The sequence below is a fragment of the Amnibacterium flavum genome, assembly GCF_003097495.1.
In the GTDB taxonomy this organism is placed as follows: Bacteria; Actinomycetota; Actinomycetes; order Actinomycetales; family Microbacteriaceae; genus Naasia; species Naasia flava.
In genome coordinates this window covers 49,968-66,576 of record NZ_QEOP01000003.1, presented here as the reverse complement: position 1 = coordinate 66,576, position 16,609 = coordinate 49,968, and the positions used below count along the sequence as shown (strand labels likewise).

Genomic DNA, 16,609 nt, shown 5'->3' with positions numbered 1-16,609 from the left:
CTGAGCCTGTCGAAGCGAAGGTCGGGAGGTGAGCGGGTGCTCGTTTCGACGGGCTCAACGGGCATCCGCCCCGCCCCCCCCGCTGAGCCCGTCGAAGCGAAGGACGGGAGGCGGGCGGGTGCTCGTTTCGACGGGCTCAACGGGCATCCGCCCCCGCCCGCTGAGCCTGTCGAAGCGAAGGACGGGAGGTGGGCGGATGCTCGTTTCCACGAGCTCAACGGGCATCCGCCCGCCCGCCCGCCCGCCCGCCCGCTGAGCGCAGCGAAGCGAAGGGGCCCTCAGCGCCCCGCCCGAAGCACCCTGACCTCCCACGGCTGCAGCGTGGTCCCGGTGCCACCGTCACGGTTCCCGATGATGAGTGCCGCGTCACCCCACCGTTCGAGCAGCGGAACCTCGAGCGGTTCGCCCGACACGTTGCCGACCACCAGCAGGCGGTCACCGCCGAGCGTCCGGGTGAACGCGTACAGCGTCGGATGAGCTGCTTCGAGCAGTTCGAAGTCGCCGAGGCGGACGGTCTCGTCCTCGTGACGCAGGCGGATGAGCCGCTGATAGTGGCGGAACACCGATCCGGGTGCGTCCCGCTCGTCGACGAGATTCACCTCCGAGCGGTTCGGGTTCACGGCCATCCAGGGCGTGCCGGTCGTGAACCCGGCCTGCTCGGTCGGATCCCACTGGACGGGCGTGCGCGCGTTGTCGCGTGACAGGGCCCGCAGGTCCTCGAGCACGGCCTCGGGGTCTGCGCCGAGCAGTTCCACCTGCTCGCGGTAGTGGTTGAGCGCCTCGAGGTCGGCGAAGTCGTCGATCGCGGTGAACGTCGTGTTCGTCATGCCGATCTCCTCGCCCTGGTAGACGTACGGCGTGCCCCGATGCAGATGCAGGATCGTCGCCCACAGAGTGGCCGACTCACGTCGGAAGCGCCCGTCGTCGCCGTAGCGCGAGACCAGTCGGGGCTGATCGTGGTTGTTCAGGTAGAGGCTGTTCCACCCGCGCTCGCGACCGTCGTCGGCGGGTCCGAGCCCGTCCTGCCAGCGGGCGAGCGACTGCTTGAGCGCGGGCAGCGAGAGAGCGCGCTTCTCGTACCGGCCCGGGCCCCGGTCGAGCGAGACGTGCTCGAACTGGAAGATCATGTCGAGTTCGGCTCGGGCGGGATCGGTGAACAGCCGGCCGTCCTCGAGGGTCACACCGGGAGTTTCGCCGACGGTGATCAGCTCGGCGTCGCGGCCGGCGAAGACCTCCCGGTGCATCTCCTGCAGGAACTCGTGGATGCGGGGCCCGCTCAGGTAGAAGGCACTGCCGTCGCCGCCCACCGCGCCGGGCTCGAGCGGTCCGTCGGGCAGCGAGGTGTCCTTCGAGATGAAGTTGATGACATCCATCCGGAATCCATCGACACCCCGGTCGAGCCAGCGTCGCATCATCGCGTAGACGGCCTCGCGGACCTCGCGGTTCTCCCAGTTAAGGTCGGGCTGCTGTGGCGCGAACAGGTGCAGGTAGTACTCGCCGGTGGTCTCGTCGAGCGTCCACGACGACGAGGCGAAGAACGACCGCCAGTTGTTCGGCGCTCCCGGTCCGCCCTCTCCGGCGCGAGGACTGCGCCACCAGTACCAGTCCCGCTTCGGGTTGTCGGTCGACGAACTCGACTCGATGAACCACGGGTGCAGGTGCGACGTGTGATTGACGACCAGATCCATCACGAGCTTCATGCCGCGTCGATGCAGGTCGGCGAGCAGTGCATCGAAGCCGGCGAGGTCGCCGAACACGGGGTCGATGTCCTCGTAGTCGCTGATGTCGTAGCCGTTGTCGAACTGGGGTGACCTGTAGATCGGCGAGAGCCAGATGACGTCGACACCGAGCTCCTCGAGATGGTCCAACCGGGATCGGATGCCCGCCAGGTCCCCGATGCCGTCGCCGTTCGAGTCGGCGAAGCTGCGCGGGTAGATCTGGTACACCACCGCCGAGGTCCACCAGGGGGCGGTAGCCCGGATCGGGGAGTCGTCGCGGGAAGTCATGGTCACCTCGGTCTCACGGCAGGTCGCCGGCGGCGAGCCTAACCGGCCCGAGCCGGCTCTGCGGCCGCCGGCAGGCGGGCTTCGTCGTGGATTTCGCCCGAGCCGCCCCACCGCGGGGGCGCGCAGGGCGCTAACATGAGACTCACGGCAGTCTTCGAGGGGGCACGGGTATGGACGGCATCGCCGAGGCACCGCTTCACCGCATGCTCGGTTCCACCGGTCTCACCGTGCTGCCGTACGGGATCGACGGGTCGGTCTTCGGCTGGGCGGCGGGGTACGACGCCACCGTCGAAGTGCTCGACACCTTCGCCGCTGTCGGAGGAACCCTGATCAGCACCGCGGATCACTACGCGGGCGGGCGCAGCGAGATCATGATCGGCGGATGGCTCGCAGGGCAGCGCCGCCAGGACTTCGTCATCGCGACCAAGGTCGGTCGCCACCCCGATGCCCCCGGGCTGAGCGCCTACAGCATCCGGGAGGCCGTCAGCGCCTCACTGGAGCGACTGCGCACCGACTACATCGACGTCCTGTCCTTCGACGGCGATCACCCCGAGACCCCGCTCGAGGAGAGCATGACGGCGGTCTCGGAACTGATCACCGAGGGCCGGGTCGGGCACCTGTCGCTCGCCTCCTACACGGGGCGGCGCGCGGTCGAGGCCATGCAGACCGCTTCCCGGCTGGGTCTCCCTTCCCCTCAGGTGCTCGTTGCGGAGTACAACCTGATGGAGCGCTCCCGGTTCGAGGGCGAAATCGCCCCCGTCGCCCAGGGGTACGAGCTCGGCGTGATCGCCCGGCTGCCCCTCGCGAGCGGGTATCTGCGCGGAGATTTCCGTACTCGGCACGACCTGCCCAGCTCGCCGATGTTCGCGGGGGCCATGCGATACGTCGGGCGCCACGGCAACCGCGTGCTCGCCGCGCTGGAGAGCGTCTCGCAGGATGTGGGCGAGAACATCGGGCGGGTCGCGATCGCCTGGGTGCTGTCCAAGCCCCAGGTCACCGCCGTGGCGATCCGCGCGAAGGACGGCCCTCAGCTGCGCGACCTGATCGAGGGTGCATCGCTGCCGATGCTCAACCGTCAGCAGATCGCCCTGCTCGACCGCGTCAGCGACTGACCGCTTCTGTAACGATTCGACCCGCGGAAGAGCTTCCGTCGGTGGTATTGCTTACGATCGTCGTGCGCGGAGGGGGTGATTATGGTCGGCACATCCGATCCCTCCGAGCGCCCCGCCGTCGACACGGCGGATTCGCAGCCGGCGCTGTGGGACTGGCCTGACAACGAACCCGTCGCGCACGAGGGCCTTCCGGGTTCCGAGTCGGAGGCTCCCGCGACGATGACTCACCCCGTGACGAGCGGCAGAGCCGCGAGTCGCGCGGTCAGGAGCGAGACCGACGCGGTCGTCGCCTCCGCGCTCGAGGTGGTCGAGCTGTCGCTGCGCGAGATGGCCGGCTCCTCGACGCAGCCCGTCGAGCCCGAACCCCGGCGGCATCGGCTCCGACGTTTCGGCGAAGCGGATCTCGCGGTGTTCCCCGTCGTCCTCGGCGGGGCGACGTTCGGCTGGACCGCGGCGCCCGACACCACGTTCGCCATTCTCGACGCCTACCGTGCAGCGGGCGGCAACGCCGTCGACACCGCCGATTCCTACGCCTCCGGTCGCAGCGAGGTGCTGATCGGCACCTGGCTCCGGGAGAGAGGCATCCGCGACGAGATTGTGCTCTCGACCAAGGTCGCCAAGGGCGAGGAGAACTCGGGGCTGTCGGCGCAGAGCATCATCCGCGCGGTCGAGGCGTCGCTGCGCCGGTTGCAGGTCGAGCACGTCGACGTCCTGTACTTCCATCTCGACGACGTGTCGGTCCCGCTCGAGGAGAGCCTCACCGCAGCGGACTCGCTCCTCCGCAGCGGCAAGGTCCGCCATCTCGCCGGCGCCGATTACGGTCCCGAGCGGCTGATGGAGGCGAGGGTGACCTCCGGGCAGCTGACGCTGCCGAAGTTCGTCGGGGTGCAGACGAACTACAGCCTCGTCAACAGGACGGACTTCGAACGCGACCTCTCGTCGGTCGCCCGCGCGCAGGGGCTCGCCGTCGTTCCCTACAGTGCGCTCGGCAGCGGCTTCCTGACCGGCAAGTACCGCGGCAAGCGGGGGGAGCGGGGCAGCGCCGCTCAGTCGCGCGTCGATGCGGCCGCCCGGCACATGACGAAGCGCGGATTCCGCATCCTCGATGCTCTCGACGACGTCGCCGAAGCATTCGGGGTGGCACCCGCCACGATCGCCCTGTCGTGGCTGCTCACCAAGCCGCTCGTCACGGCGCCGGTCGTCAGTGCGAGCTCGCCGGAGCAGGTCGCCGACATCGTGGCGGCGGCCGGAGTCCATCTCACGAGGGCTCAGGTGGCCTCGCTTGATCGGGCTTCGGCTTAAGCGCCGCTCTTGGTCTTCGCCTCTGCGAGCACGCGGTCGGCTGCGCGGTGAAGAGCGGTGTGCGCCGCGATCGGATCGCCCGCGTATCCGCCGCCCATCGCGCCGTCGCGGAGGAGGTACAACTCGTCGGCCGCCGCGCCCGGCGTGGGGTGTCCCATCCGCTGGAGGTGGCTCTCGAGGAACTCGGTGAACCAGTCCCGGTGCTCGCCGATGGCTCGGCGGACGGGGTGGTTCTCGTCGGCGAACTCGGCCGCCGCGTTGAGGAACGGGCAGCCGCGGAAATCGCGGCGGCTGAGGTCGGCGACGATGGCGTCGACGAGGGTGCGAAGAGTCGCCTCGGCGGAGGGTGAAGTCGCCGCGGTCTCGGTGAGCGAGTCGCGGACCTGACGGTCTCGGCCTCGGATGTATTCGAGGATCAGACGATCCTTCGAGCCGTACTGCTTGTAGAAGGTGGCCTTGGTGACGCCGGCCTCGGAGATGATCCGGTCGATGCCGACGGTGTGGATGCCCTCGGCGTAGAACAGGCGGTCGGCCACTTCGAGGAGGCGGACCTTTGCAGCAGAGGGACGCCGCGGTGGGATGGGGGTCTCGACCGCCACGGCGTCTCCTCTCGGCCACATGGAAGGTGGCCTCACTGTATCGATTCGGGTTGAGGTCGAATCGGGTTTGGCCGGACGCAATCGGGGGGACGAGCGCCGGGCCAGGGGTGACCGGGATGGGTGGTCCCGGCGGAGCTTCTCGCTCCGTGGAAAAAGATAGCAGAGTGGGACAGACAAGTCTGTATGTCCCCACAAATGTGGACCTCCCCAGTTCGAGGGGCGCCTTCGAGCAGGTGAAGTAGGGTGTTGACGATGAGTGGCGCAGTCGCACTTCCCCTCACCGAACCGGAGCTGAGCTTCTCCGCGGCCGGTGGTACCAGCGTCAGACGCACCCTCCATCCGAGCGGGCTCCGTATCCTCACCGAGCAGGTGCCGGGCGCGCAGAGCGCGACGATCGGCTTCTGGATCCCAGCGGGTTCACGCGACGAGTCGCCCGAGACCCTGGGGTCGACCCACTTCCTCGAGCACCTTCTCTTCAAAGGCACGGCGACTCGGACGGCGCTCGACATCGCCGTGGCGTTCGACTCCGTCGGCGGCGAGCACAACGCGGTGACCGCCAAGGAGTACACCTGCTATTACGCCAAGGTGCGCGACCTGCACCTCCCGATGGCGGTCGAGGTCCTCGCCGACATGGTGGCCGGATCGCTCATCGATCCCGACGAGTTCGAGATGGAGCGCGAGGTCATCCTCGAGGAGCTCGCCATGGCGGCCGACGATCCCGGCGACGTCGTCAACGAGCGCGCATTCGAGGCCGTCCTCGGCGAGCACCCGTTGGGTCGCCCCATCGGAGGAGACGCCGGCACGATCGGCGCCGCCACCCGCGATGCCGTGTACCGCCACTACCGTGCCGAATACCGTCCCGAGAACCTCATCGTGACCGCGGCAGGCGGCCTGCATCACGACGTGCTCGTGGCCGAGCTCGTCGCCGCCCTGAGCGCCTCCGGGTGGGACATGTCCGCCCCCGGATCACCCGTCGACCGGCGGTCGGGAGCTGCGACGTCCCTCGGCGAGGGTGTGCCGCTGGTCGTCGTGGATCGCCCGATCGAGCAGGAGCACGTCCTCCTCGTCGCGCCGTCGATCACCGCCGGCGATCCTCGCCGCCCGGTGATGTCCGTCCTCAGCGCCGCGCTCGGAGGGGGCATGTCATCGCGCCTCTTCCAGGAGATCCGTGAGCGTCGTGGGCTCGCCTACTCGGTCCACTCGTTCGCGGCCTCCTTCTCCGACGCGGGAGTCTTCGGCATGTACGCGGCCTGCGCTCCGGCGAAGGCTCGTTCGGTCGCCGAGCTGATGCAGGGGCAGCTCGCCGAGTTCGCTCGCGACGGATTGGTGCCCGGCGAGCTCGAGCGCGCCGTGGGGCAGCTCTCCGGCACCTCGGCACTCGCGCTCGAGGACTCCGATGTCCGCATGTCGCGTCTCGGTCGCAGCGAGATCACGACGGGGGAATTCGTCGACCTCGACGAGTCGCTCCGCCGGTTCGAGGCCGTGACGGCCGAGCAGGTGCAGGCTCTCGCCGAGGAGCTGGCCGCCGCTCCCTGGTCGCTCGCCGCGGTGGGCCCTGTCGCGGCCGCCGACCTGGCGGGCCTCGCGCTCCAGCAGGTCCTCGCCGATTCGTCTCTCGCGGCCCCGATCGGAGGGTGACGCGATGGTCCACTACCTCTACCTCGTCCGGCACGGCGAGCAGGTCGATGCCGAGCACGGTCTGCCCGACGGGCCGCTCTCTCCTCGAGGCCGACGTCAGGCCGAGCTGATCGCGCAGCGGCTCGGCGGAGTTCCGTTCACGGCGGGATACCACTCTCCTCTGCGTCGGGCGGAGGAGACCGCCCAGGTCTTCTCGAAGATGATGCCCGCGTTGTCCTTGACTCCGTCGGCGCTGCTGTTCGACTGCATCCCCTCCGGGCCGACACCCGATACGCCCGCGTCGTTCGACGCGTTCTTCCACTCGATCACGGAGGCCGAGATCGAGGCGGGGCAGGCGCAGATGGGCGATGCGGTCGACGAGTTCTTCGCGCCTGCGCGCGGTGACCGGCACGATCTCCTGATCACTCACAATTTCGTGATCGGCTGGTTCGTCCGGCACGTGTTCGATGCGCCCGAGTGGCGCTGGCTCGGCCTCAATCAGGCGAACTGCGGCCTCACCATCATCCGCGTGCGCTCCGCGAAACCGCCGGTGCTCGTCGCCCACAACGACCTCGCCCACCTCCCGGTCGAACTGCGCACGGGTCTGCCCGACCCCCAGCCGTTCTAACCCTTCGGCCTGTCCGGGGAGTCCGCTTGTTCATGACGAGACCCAGGAGTCCGAAGGGTGTCTTCGCTTTCGGACTGTTCTTCGTGGTCGTCGCGCTCGCCCTTCTGCCGTGGGCGATCTCCCACCCTTTCGACACCACCCGCCGCGGCATTCCGATCTGGGTGATCCCGCCCGCCCTGTTCGTCTGCGGTGCCTTCTTCGTGGCTCAAGGGGCGGTCTGGCTCAGGCGGGACCGCCGCAAGTAGCAGCCTCTGTCCGGATGGGCTCGATCAGTGTCCGCGGCGGCCCATCCACAGATAGACCGGAATCGATACGAGCCCGAGCACGACCAAGACGAGCGCGCCGACGAACACCCAGGTGCTCTCCGTGCTCTCGCCGACTCGGCCGACCGACCTCACGGCGAGGACGGTTCCGCCGATGACCGCAGCAGCCGAGAGGACGAACCGGTAGCCCGGTCGCCTGCGGTGCCAGAAGGGTGTGCGCTCTGGCTCCGGCTCGTGCTCGTGCTCGAACTCCGACGTGGGCTCGGGCTCCGGATTGTCCATGGTCCGAAGCGTAACGGGGGGGGTTGCTCGACGCGGACTAGCCGGCGAGGTCCTTGCGGTACCAGTCGGTCGCGTTCGGGTTGTCGTTGTAGGGCTCGATCGACTCGTAGCCCGAACTCCGATACAGCCCGCCCGCCGCGGTCAGCGAACGGTTCGTGTCGAGGACGACCTCGGAAGCACCGAACTCGGCGGCGCGACGTTCGAGTTCGGCGAGCAGTGCGCGGCCCCGGCCGCGTCCGCGGGCCGTCTCCCTGAGATAGAGGTGCTTGACCTCGTAGCGCAGCGCACCGGCCTCCGTGTCGCCGATCCGGCGGATGCCGCCGCAACCCGCGAGCTCGCCCCCGTCTCCGTGGACGAGCAGGAAGACGCCCGCCGGGGGAGTGAACGCTGCGGGGTCGGGGTGGACGGTGCGGTACTCGCCGCCGACGAAGCCGGCCGCCCGGGCGCCGAAGTACTCGTCGAGCAGTTCGACGGCCTCGGCCGAATCGGTCGGTGCGGGACTGAAGCGCATGCGCTGAATCCTAGGTCGGCGTCAGGAGCACCGGCTCGACAGGCTCCGACGGGCCACGATCCGCGCAGTGGTGCGCCTGTAGGCTTGAGGCATGGCTGCAGTCGTCGAAGGTGCACCCGCGATCACGAGAGTCGCCGTCGTCGGCGCGAACGGTTCGATGGGGCGACTCGTGCTCTCGATCCTCGACGAGACGGATGGCTTCGAGCTCTTCGCCGGCATCGGCTCGGCCGACCCGCTCGACGCCATGGTCGGAGCCGACCTCGTCGTCGACTTCACCCTGCCGCAGGTGTCACCAACCGTCGTCGACTTCGCGATCTCGCACGGCCTCCCGATCGTCGTCGGCACCTCAGGGTGGAGCACCGAACGCATCAGCCGGCTCGTCCGACCCATCGACGAGGCCGGCATCGGGGCCCTCTTCATCCCGAACTTCTCGGTCGGTTCCGTCCTCGCGACCCACTTCGCCGCTCTCGGCGCCCGCTACTTCGACTCGATCGAGATCGTCGAGGCCCACCACGCCGGCAAGGTCGACTCGCCGTCGGGCACCGCGGTCCGCACCGCCGAACTGATCGGCGCCGCGCGCGCCGAACTCGGGCCCGTGTCGGCCCCGCACGTCGACCAGCGCGCCCGCGGCCAGCAGGTCGCCAGCGTGCCCGTCCACTCGCTGCGGCTCTCCGGTCTCTTGGCGAAGCAGCAGGTGATCTTCGGCGGTGTCGGCGAGACCCTCACGATCACCCACGACACCTACTCGCCCGACTCCTACCGTTCCGGCATCCGGCTCGCGCTCGCAGCCGCGACGTCGGCTCGCGGAGTCATCGTCGGGCTCGACTCGCTGCTCGGTCTCTCCGCCCCCGCCGCCCTGCTGTCCGACGGCGAGATCGCCGACGGGGCGCCCTCAGGCCAGGCGGCGGCCACCACCCCGTGACCGTCCACGCGCGGAAAGGGGTGCTGGCCGCCCTCGTGATGGCGGCCCTGCTCGTCCTCTACATCGCGCTGATCGGCTGGCGGGCGGTGCAGTTCATCGCTTCAGGCGAGCCCGCCGCGATCGGCATCGGGATCGCCCTCCTCGTCTTCCCCGCCCTCGGACTCTGGGCGCTCGCCCGAGAGCTCCTGTTCGGACTCGGCTCGCAGCGCCTGCTCGAGCGGATGGCGGAGGAAGGGAGCCTCCCCGTCGACGACCTGCCCAAGCGGGCCAGCGGGCGTCCGATCCGCGAATACGCGGACGAGGAGTTCCCGCGATACCGCGATGCGGTGCAGGCTGCGCCCGAGGACTGGCGGGCCTGGTTCCGGCTCGGGCTGGCCTACGACGCCAGCGGAGATCGGCGACGGGCCCGGCAGGCGGTGCGCCAGGCGATCGGCATCGAGTCCGCTGAGCGACGCGCGAACTGAACCGCCCTTCGAGTCATCGACGGGATGTCAGCTGATGGCGTCGATGGCCTGATCGCTGGTCTCGTACCGGAACGCGAAGCCGTCGGCGAGCAGCCGCGCGGGCACGACCTTCTGGCTGGCGAGCAGCAATTCGCGGCCGGCATCGCGCAGTGCCAGCTCGATGACCTTCTCGGGCACCGGGATGGCGAAGGGTCGGTGCAGATCGGCGGCGAGACGCGCCCCGATCCGGCTGGCGGTCGCGGGAGTGGGCCCGGCGAGGTTCACGGGGCCGCTGAGGTCGGAGGTGAGCAGGTGCACTATCGCGGCGGCCTCGTCGTGCAGGCTGATCCACGGCCAGTGCTGGCCGCCCGTGCCGAGCGGACCCGAGATGCCCAGCTTGGTCAGCAGGCGGAGCGGATCGAGCGCGCCGCCCTTCGGCGCCAGCACGAGGCCGGTACGGAGGAAGACCGTGCGGGTCTTGTCGGGGGCGAGGCTCGCGGCAGCCTCCCACGCCTCGACGACGTCGGGCAGGAAGCCCTCGCCCGGGGCGGCGTCCTCGGTGAGGCGCGTGCCCGGACGGTCGCCGTAGATGCCGACGGCGGAGCCGCTCAGGAAGACCGGGGGAGGACTCGACGTCATGGCCATCGCCTCGACGAGCGCCTGGGTCGCCTTCACCCGGGAGCGCAGGATCTGCTCGCGGTATCCCGCCGTCCACGGCAGGTGGTTCAGCGATGCGCCCGAGAGGTTGATGACCGCGTCGACCTCGTCGAGCAGTCGGAAATCGAGGATCTTGGCGTCGGGAGCCCAGGTGAACTCGGTCGGGCTCTTCGGCTCGCGACGCACCAGTGTGCGGATCTCGTGGCCGGCCTCGGTGAGCTGGCGCTGCAACTCGGTGCCGATCAGACCGCTGGCACCCGCGATGAGGACGCGCAGGCTGCTGCCGCGCTCGGGCTTCGGGCGAGCGGCAGGCTGAGGAGCAGCCGGAGGGCGGACGCGAGGAGCGCTCGTGCTGGCGCCACCCGTCTCGCGTGACGCGGGACGACGGACCGGGGGAGTGGGTGCGTTCGACGGCTGCGGCTGTTCCGGGCTCGCGGGCGCCGGGCGCCCGGAAGGCTCCTGTGCGGGCTTCTTCGCCGGGGGCGTGGACGGCCGCGCCGGGGGTACCGGGACACGCTTCGGGGTCGCCATGACGCAAGCCTAGATGCGGCGACAGTGAGTTCGCAGGGCGATCCGGGTCGCCGACCGCCACGCCGCAGGTCGGGCTCCTCAGCGGCAGCCCGCAGACCCTAGGGTGGGAGCCGTGCCATCGACAGACGAGATCCAGTTCCGCAGTGACATGACCGTCGAGCTGGTGCGCTCGAGTGCGCATGACTCCGACGTGCTCTTCGCCGCCCGGGTCTCGACCCAGGGCGAGAAGACCCTCGAAGCCGCCCAGGACGGAACCGAGGCCGACGAGAAGCGCGACCGAGGCCTCATCAACTACCTCATGCGCGACCGCCACGGCTCCCCGTTCGAGCACAACTCGATGACCTTCTACGTGCAGGCGCCGATCTTCGTGTTCCGCGAGTTCATGCGCCACCGCGTCGCCTCCTACAACGAGGAATCGGGCCGCTACCGCGAGATGCGTCCCGTCTTCTACGTGCCGGGCGCCGAGCGCAAGCTCATCCAGGTCGGCAAGCCGGGGGCCTACGACTTCGAGCCGGGCACCCCCGAGATGACCGAGCTCGTCTCCGAGCAGACGCGCCAGGTGAGCACGGCCGCCTACGACTCGTACCAGCGCATGCTCGAGGCGGGCATCGCGCGCGAGGTCGCGCGCATCGTGCTGCCGCTCAACCTCTACTCGTCGATGTACGTGACGATGAACGCGCGCGCCCTGATGAACTTCCTCAGCCTGCGCACGAAGCGCGAGGGCACCCATTTCCCGTCCTTCCCGCAGCGCGAGATCGAGATGGTCGCGGAGCAGATGGAAGACCAGTGGGCGACCCTCATGCCCCTTACCTACGAGGCGTTCCAGAAGAACGGCCGCGTAGCCCCGTAGTCCGCGCCCGCACTGCGTGCAGCGGTCGTGGTTAGGGTGGCGGGATGACTCCGACCCGGACTCCCGCCCGTGCTCTCATCACCGGCGCCACCGCCGGGCTCGGGGCCGAGTTCGCCCGTCAGCTCGCGGCCGCCGGCCATCCGCTCGTGCTCGTCGCCCGCGACCTCGGTCGGCTCGAGAAGTCCTCACTCGAACTCGGTTCCCGCTACGGCGTGGATGTCGAGGTCCTCGCCGCCGATCTCTCCGAGCGGGAGGAGCTCGCCCGGGTCGAGCTGCGACTCCTCGACGTCGGATCACCCATCGGCTACCTGGTCAACAACGCCGGCTACGGACTGCGCGAGCCGTTCGACGAGAACGACATCGAGATCGAGCAGCGCCACCTCGACGTCCTCGTCACCGCTCCGCTCCGGCTCTCGCACGCGGCCCTCCGCGGAATGCTCGCCCGTCGCAGCGGTGTCATCCTCAACGTGGCGAGCGTCGCCGCCTACACACCGCGCAGCACCTACGGCGCCGCCAAGGCGTACATCCTCTCCTTCACCCGGTGGGCGAACATCAACTACCGGCGCAGCGGCGTCACCTTCACAGCCGTCGCGCCCGGCTTCGTGCACACCGAGTTCCACTCCCGGATGGAGGTCGGAAGCGACTTCATTCCATCGATCCTCTGGCTCGACGCCCCGTACGTGGTCCGCGCCGCCCTGCGTGCAGCCCGGCGCGGCAGGGCCGTCACCGTTCCGAGCCTCAGGTACAAGGTCATCGCGGCTCTCGCGAGGATCGCTCCGCCGCGGATCGCCGCCGCCGGCGCGCTCAAGGGGCGCTGACCGCACCGATCGGCTGCGCGGATCGGGGGATCCGCCCCGACGACGGCGGACGCGGTCGTGGGCGCGTCCGGCCGGTACCGATACCCTTATGGGCGTGTCAACGCGCGAGAATCCCTTCGGCCAGGTGCTCGTCGCCCTGGTCACGCCCTTCACCGCCGACGGCGAGGTCGATTGGGCCGGCGTCGAGAAGCACATCGACGACGTCATCTCGGCCGGAGCCGACGGCATCGTCGTCACCGGCACGACCGGTGAGACCAGCACCCTGACCGACCCCGAGAAGGTGCGCCTCGTCGAGGTCGGCAAGGATGTCTCGGCCGGCCGCGCGAAGATCATCACCGGCGGCGGGTCCAACGAGACCGCACACGCCATCGAGCTCTACAAGAAGAGCGAGAAGGCCGGCGCCGACGGCATCATGATCGTCACGCCGTATTACAACAAGCCGACGCAGGCGGGCATCCTCACCCACTTCCGGCTCGTCGCCGACTCCACCGACCTGCCGGTGATCCTCTACGACATCCCCGGTCGCACGGGTGTGCCCATCAAGTACGAGACCATCCTCCGCATCGGCAAGCACCCCAACGTGCTCGCGATCAAAGACGCCAAGGGCGACTTCAGCGAGGTCAGCCGGGTCCTCAACCAGACCGACCTGCTCTACTTCTCCGGCGACGACGCCAACGTGCTCCCGCACCTCGCCATCGGCGCGGCCGGCCTCATCGGAGTCACCGCGAACATCGCCCCAGCGCCGTACCGCACCATGATCGACGCGGTCAACGCGGGCGACCTGCACACGGCGACCGCCATGCACAAGGCGCTCGAGCCGCTGGTCCGCGCGACGATGACGCACGTGCCCGGCACCGTGGCGGCGAAGTACATCCTGCACGGCCTCGGCCGCATCGGATCGCCCCGCGTGCGGCTGCCCCTCGTCGGACCCGAAGAGTGGGAGGCCGCCCTCATCGAGGACGAGATCGACCTGGTCCGCGAGATCCCCGGCGTGAGGTTCGCAGGCTTCCGCCCCGACCGCAACGCGGCCGCCGGCGGTGCGCTCCCCAAGATCGCCGGGACCACGCGCTGAGCGCCGCAGATTTTCCCCAACCGCGTTCGACGCGGCAGCACGCAGCCCTGAAGGGGGCCGCGAATTAAGGAGTGCTATGCACGACGACAGCATCAGTGAGCCCCCGCCCCTCGAGCCGGGAACGCTCCGGGTGATCCCGCTCGGCGGCCTCGGCGAGGTGGGCCGCAACATGACCGTCTTCGAGATCGACGGGAAGCTCCTCATCGTCGACGCTGGGGTCCTGTTCCCCGAGGAGACCCAGCCGGGCGTCGACCTGATCCTCCCCGACTTCGAGCCCATCCGGCAGCGCCTCGGCGACGTCGTCGGCATCGTGCTCACCCACGGTCACGAGGACCACATCGGCGCCGTCCCGTACCTGCTGAAGATCCGCGAGGACATCCCGCTGATCGGCAGCTCCCTCACGCTCGCGCTCATCGAGGCGAAGCTGAAGGAGCACAGGATCAAGCCCTACAGCCTCACCGTCGCCGAAGGCCAGGTCGAGAAGCTCGGCCCGTTCGAGCTCGAGTTCGTCGCGGTCAACCACTCGATCCCCGATGCGCTCGCCGTCGCCATCAAGACGAGTGCGGGTGTCGTGCTGCACACGGGCGACTTCAAGATGGACCAGCTGCCTCTCGACAACCGACTCACCGACCTGCGCGCGTTCGCCCGCCTCGGTGAGGTGGGTGTCGACCTGTTCCTCGTCGACTCGACCAACGCCGACGTGCCCGGCTTCACGCCTCTGGAGCGGTCGATCGGACCGGTCCTCGAGCAGGTCATCGGCGCGGCTCCGCGCCGGGTGATCGTCGCCAGCTTCTCCAGCCACGTCCACCGCGTCCAGCAGGTGCTCGACGCTGCCGCCGCGCACGGCCGCAAGGTCGCGCTGATCGGCCGCAGCATGGTCCGCAACATGGGTATCGCCGCCGAGCTCGGGTATCTGAAGGTGCCCGAGGGTGTGCTCATCGACGCCAAGCGCGCCACCGACATCCCCGACGACCAGATCGTCTACATGTCGACCGGTTCGCAGGGCGAGCCGATGGCCGTCCTCGCCCGGATGGCCAACCTCGAGCACCAGATCGAGGTCGGCGAGGGCGACACCGTCATCCTCGCCTCGAGCCTCATCCCCGGCAACGAGAACGCGGTCTACCGCGTCATCAACGGGCTCACCAAGCTCGGTGCGACGGTCGTCCACAAGGGCAACGCCAAGGTGCACGTCTCGGGCCACGCGGCCGCGGGCGAACTGCTCTACACCTACAACATCCTCAAGCCGCGCAACGTGATGCCCGTTCACGGCGAGTACCGCCACCTGTACGCCAACGCGAAACTCGCCCGCGACACCGGTGTTCCCGAGAAGAACGTCATCGTCGGCGGCAACGGCACCGTCGTCGACCTGCGGGATCACGTCGCGAAGGTCGTGGGTCAGATCGACATCGGCATGGTCTACGTCGACGGCTCGAGCGTCGGAGAGATCAGCGACGCCGACCTCAAGGACCGCCGTGTGCTGGCCGAAGAGGGCTTCATCTCGATCTTCACGGTCGTCGACACGAGCACCGGTCGCATCGTCGTCGGTCCCGAGGTGCACGCCCGCGGCTTCGCACCCGACGAGAAGATCTTCGACGAGGTCATCCCGAAGATCCGCCAGGCGCTCACCGAGGCGGCCGAGAACGGCACCCGCGACACCCACGCCCTCTCGCAGATCGTGCGCCGCACGGTGGGGCGATGGGTGAACACCAAGCACCGGCGACGCCCGATGATCGTCCCCATCGTGATCGAGGGCTGAACTCCCTCACCACCGCGGCGCGGCCGGCCCTCCTCGCGAGGGCCGGCCGCCTCCGTTCCAGCGGGCGAGCAGCTGCAGCGTGTCGACCACGCGGTTGGAGAAACCCCATTCGTCGTCGTACCAGGCGGACACCTTGATGTGCCGCCCGTCGACGCGGATGAGGCGACGCGGAGCGACGTTGTAGGGAGTTGGTGAGGGCGCAGCCCGACTCGGTTGCCGGTCCAGGTTCGAACCTCGAACGCGAAGTCGCTTCATTCTCATTCCGCCGCTCGATCCGTCCTTCCGTTGCCTCGCGCACGAACCGACTCATCCACCTGCGCGGCGTGTGATGCGTAGTGACTCGGGGAAGCGCCGAAGGTCGTCCTGAAGGCGCGCGAGAAGTAGTACGGGTCTGGAACTCCGACGTGAGCAGCCACCTCGCGAACGTGCAAGCTGGTGCTTCGAAGGAGCTTGGCGGCCTCCCTCATCCGGCGATTCCGAAGCCACGTGCCGACTGACATGCCCGTATAGCGGGTGAAGAGCCGCTGTGCAGTCGGAGTGCTGACCCCCGCAGCCGCGGCGATCTCGGGCACCGTGAGCGGTGATCGGAGGTTGTCTTCGACGAACCTCGTCATCATGTTGAGGGCGGCCGGCTCGCGCTCCTCGTCGCTGCCGTCCCAGATGGCGCTTTCGTCCATGACCAAGGCACCGAGTGACCGCAGAGACGCCTCCGCCGTGCTCTCGGTCAGGAACCGCTCGACCGCGTATCCCGCCAGGATCCTGATCCGCGCACCTGCCCGTGAGGATCCCGATATCACGGTGACCGCATCGCCGGACCCGTCGGCCCGGCGGTTCACGGACCCCATGAGCGGATCATCGGGATGGACCGCGACGCGCGGCGTGAAGTCCTCGTCGAAGCTCAGCCACGGGATGACGTGAAGCACACCGAAGTGGAAAGGGGAGGAGCGCTGCGCTCGGTACTTCACCTCGTGTCCCCACGGGAGACGGATGAGCGAGTCCGCATTCGCCTCGATCGACTGACCATTGCATTCGATCACTCCCAGTCCGTCAACGGTCCACACGAAGCAGACGCTTTCCACGTACTTGCCGTGGAACACTTCATCGGGCCCCATCCGGACAGTGGTGGCGAACACCACCGCCGCGCTTCCCCGAGCGGTCGGTTCGGTCGGTGCGTCGCCGGAACCTCCGGGATGATGTGGCATCCGTCCATCCTACGGAACCTCCGCTTCCCCAGGATTGT

At 69.1% G+C, this 16,609-nt stretch carries 18 protein-coding genes; 11 read left to right on the top strand and 7 right to left on the bottom strand.

The genetic code is table 11. From position 1 onward, the window contains the following. Positions 1-278: 278 nt before the first annotated feature. The gene (locus tag DDQ50_RS14605) at positions 279-2,006 is read right to left on the bottom strand and encodes an alpha,alpha-phosphotrehalase (protein ID WP_116757532.1); all 1,728 of its coding nucleotides are present in this window, start codon (positions 2,004-2,006) and stop codon (positions 279-281) included. Positions 2,007-2,176: 170 nt separating this feature from the next. Between DDQ50_RS14605 and DDQ50_RS14600 the strand changes: the two genes are divergently transcribed. Together DDQ50_RS14600 and DDQ50_RS14595 are read left to right on the top strand one after the other, a co-directional pair. Beyond that, positions 2,177-3,118, top strand: coding sequence for an aldo/keto reductase (locus DDQ50_RS14600; RefSeq protein WP_116757531.1), 942 nt, complete (start codon positions 2,177-2,179; stop codon positions 3,116-3,118). Between the two features lie 81 nt (positions 3,119-3,199). Then, positions 3,200-4,420: an aldo/keto reductase gene (locus DDQ50_RS14595; protein ID WP_240614443.1), complete on the top strand. Its 1,221-nt coding sequence runs from the start codon at positions 3,200-3,202 to the stop codon at positions 4,418-4,420. Here DDQ50_RS14595 and DDQ50_RS14590 read toward each other — a convergent pair. Continuing rightward, positions 4,417-5,019 (bottom strand): TetR/AcrR family transcriptional regulator, encoded by a 603-nt coding sequence (locus DDQ50_RS14590; protein ID WP_240614442.1) that lies wholly within the window; start codon positions 5,017-5,019, stop codon positions 4,417-4,419. The genes DDQ50_RS14595 and DDQ50_RS14590 overlap by 4 nt on opposite strands. A gap of 252 nt (positions 5,020-5,271) precedes the next feature. Between DDQ50_RS14590 and DDQ50_RS14585 the strand changes: the two genes are divergently transcribed. Genes DDQ50_RS14585 through DDQ50_RS14575 form a run of 3 tightly spaced genes read left to right on the top strand, consistent with a single transcriptional unit; the run spans position 5,272 to position 7,509 of the window. Beyond that, on the top strand, positions 5,272-6,657 hold the full coding sequence (locus DDQ50_RS14585; RefSeq protein ID WP_116757529.1) for a M16 family metallopeptidase: 1,386 nt from the start codon (positions 5,272-5,274) through the stop codon (positions 6,655-6,657). A 4-nt stretch (positions 6,658-6,661) separates the two neighbouring features. After that, positions 6,662-7,264 carry a histidine phosphatase family protein gene (locus tag DDQ50_RS14580; protein ID WP_116757528.1) on the top strand — a complete coding sequence of 201 codons (603 nt, stop codon included), beginning with the start codon at positions 6,662-6,664 and terminating at the stop codon, positions 7,262-7,264. A 32-nt stretch (positions 7,265-7,296) separates the two neighbouring features. Then, complete coding sequence (locus DDQ50_RS14575; protein WP_116757527.1) at positions 7,297-7,509, top strand: hypothetical protein; 213 nt, start codon at positions 7,297-7,299, stop codon at positions 7,507-7,509. Positions 7,510-7,533: 24 nt separating this feature from the next. Here the strand turns inward: DDQ50_RS14575 and DDQ50_RS14570 are convergent, their stop codons facing one another. Next, positions 7,534-7,809, bottom strand: a complete 276-nt coding sequence (locus DDQ50_RS14570; RefSeq protein ID WP_116757526.1) for a hypothetical protein — start codon at positions 7,807-7,809, stop codon at positions 7,534-7,536. Between the two features lie 37 nt (positions 7,810-7,846). Next, positions 7,847-8,320, bottom strand: a complete 474-nt coding sequence (locus DDQ50_RS14565; protein WP_116757525.1) for a GNAT family N-acetyltransferase — start codon at positions 8,318-8,320, stop codon at positions 7,847-7,849. A gap of 91 nt (positions 8,321-8,411) precedes the next feature. On the opposite strand from DDQ50_RS14565, the gene dapB reads away from it, so the two are divergent. After that, complete coding sequence (gene dapB, locus DDQ50_RS14560) at positions 8,412-9,242, top strand: 4-hydroxy-tetrahydrodipicolinate reductase (RefSeq protein WP_116757524.1); 831 nt, start codon at positions 8,412-8,414, stop codon at positions 9,240-9,242. 38 nt (positions 9,243-9,280) lie between these two features. Beyond that, on the top strand, positions 9,281-9,706 hold the full coding sequence (locus DDQ50_RS14555) for a hypothetical protein (RefSeq protein ID WP_165829850.1): 426 nt from the start codon (positions 9,281-9,283) through the stop codon (positions 9,704-9,706). 27 nt (positions 9,707-9,733) lie between these two features. On the opposite strand, the gene DDQ50_RS14550 is transcribed toward DDQ50_RS14555, so the two are convergent. Then, positions 9,734-10,873, bottom strand: coding sequence for a TIGR01777 family oxidoreductase (locus tag DDQ50_RS14550; protein ID WP_116757523.1), 1,140 nt, complete (start codon positions 10,871-10,873; stop codon positions 9,734-9,736). A 148-nt stretch (positions 10,874-11,021) separates the two neighbouring features. Here DDQ50_RS14550 and thyX point away from each other — a divergent pair, with 148 nt between their 5' ends. The 4 genes from thyX to DDQ50_RS14530 all read left to right on the top strand — a co-directional run bounded on the left by thyX (position 11,022) and on the right by DDQ50_RS14530 (position 15,369). After that, positions 11,022-11,723 carry an FAD-dependent thymidylate synthase gene (gene thyX, locus DDQ50_RS14545; protein ID WP_377940296.1) on the top strand — a complete coding sequence of 234 codons (702 nt, stop codon included), beginning with the start codon at positions 11,022-11,024 and terminating at the stop codon, positions 11,721-11,723. 44 nt (positions 11,724-11,767) lie between these two features. Beyond that, the gene (locus DDQ50_RS14540; RefSeq protein WP_116757521.1) at positions 11,768-12,541 is read left to right on the top strand and encodes an SDR family NAD(P)-dependent oxidoreductase; all 774 of its coding nucleotides are present in this window, start codon (positions 11,768-11,770) and stop codon (positions 12,539-12,541) included. Positions 12,542-12,629: 88 nt separating this feature from the next. Next, positions 12,630-13,613: a 4-hydroxy-tetrahydrodipicolinate synthase gene (gene dapA, locus DDQ50_RS14535; RefSeq protein WP_377940117.1), complete on the top strand. Its 984-nt coding sequence runs from the start codon at positions 12,630-12,632 to the stop codon at positions 13,611-13,613. A gap of 76 nt (positions 13,614-13,689) precedes the next feature. Further along, complete coding sequence (locus DDQ50_RS14530) at positions 13,690-15,369, top strand: ribonuclease J (protein ID WP_116757520.1); 1,680 nt, start codon at positions 13,690-13,692, stop codon at positions 15,367-15,369. Positions 15,370-15,375: 6 nt separating this feature from the next. On the opposite strand, the gene DDQ50_RS14525 is transcribed toward DDQ50_RS14530, so the two are convergent. Then, the gene (locus tag DDQ50_RS14525) at positions 15,376-15,624 is read right to left on the bottom strand and encodes a hypothetical protein (protein WP_116757519.1); all 249 of its coding nucleotides are present in this window, start codon (positions 15,622-15,624) and stop codon (positions 15,376-15,378) included. A 2-nt stretch (positions 15,625-15,626) separates the two neighbouring features. Further along, positions 15,627-16,571 carry a helix-turn-helix transcriptional regulator gene (locus DDQ50_RS14520; protein WP_116757518.1) on the bottom strand — a complete coding sequence of 315 codons (945 nt, stop codon included), beginning with the start codon at positions 16,569-16,571 and terminating at the stop codon, positions 15,627-15,629. Positions 16,572-16,609: the final 38 nt, after the last annotated feature.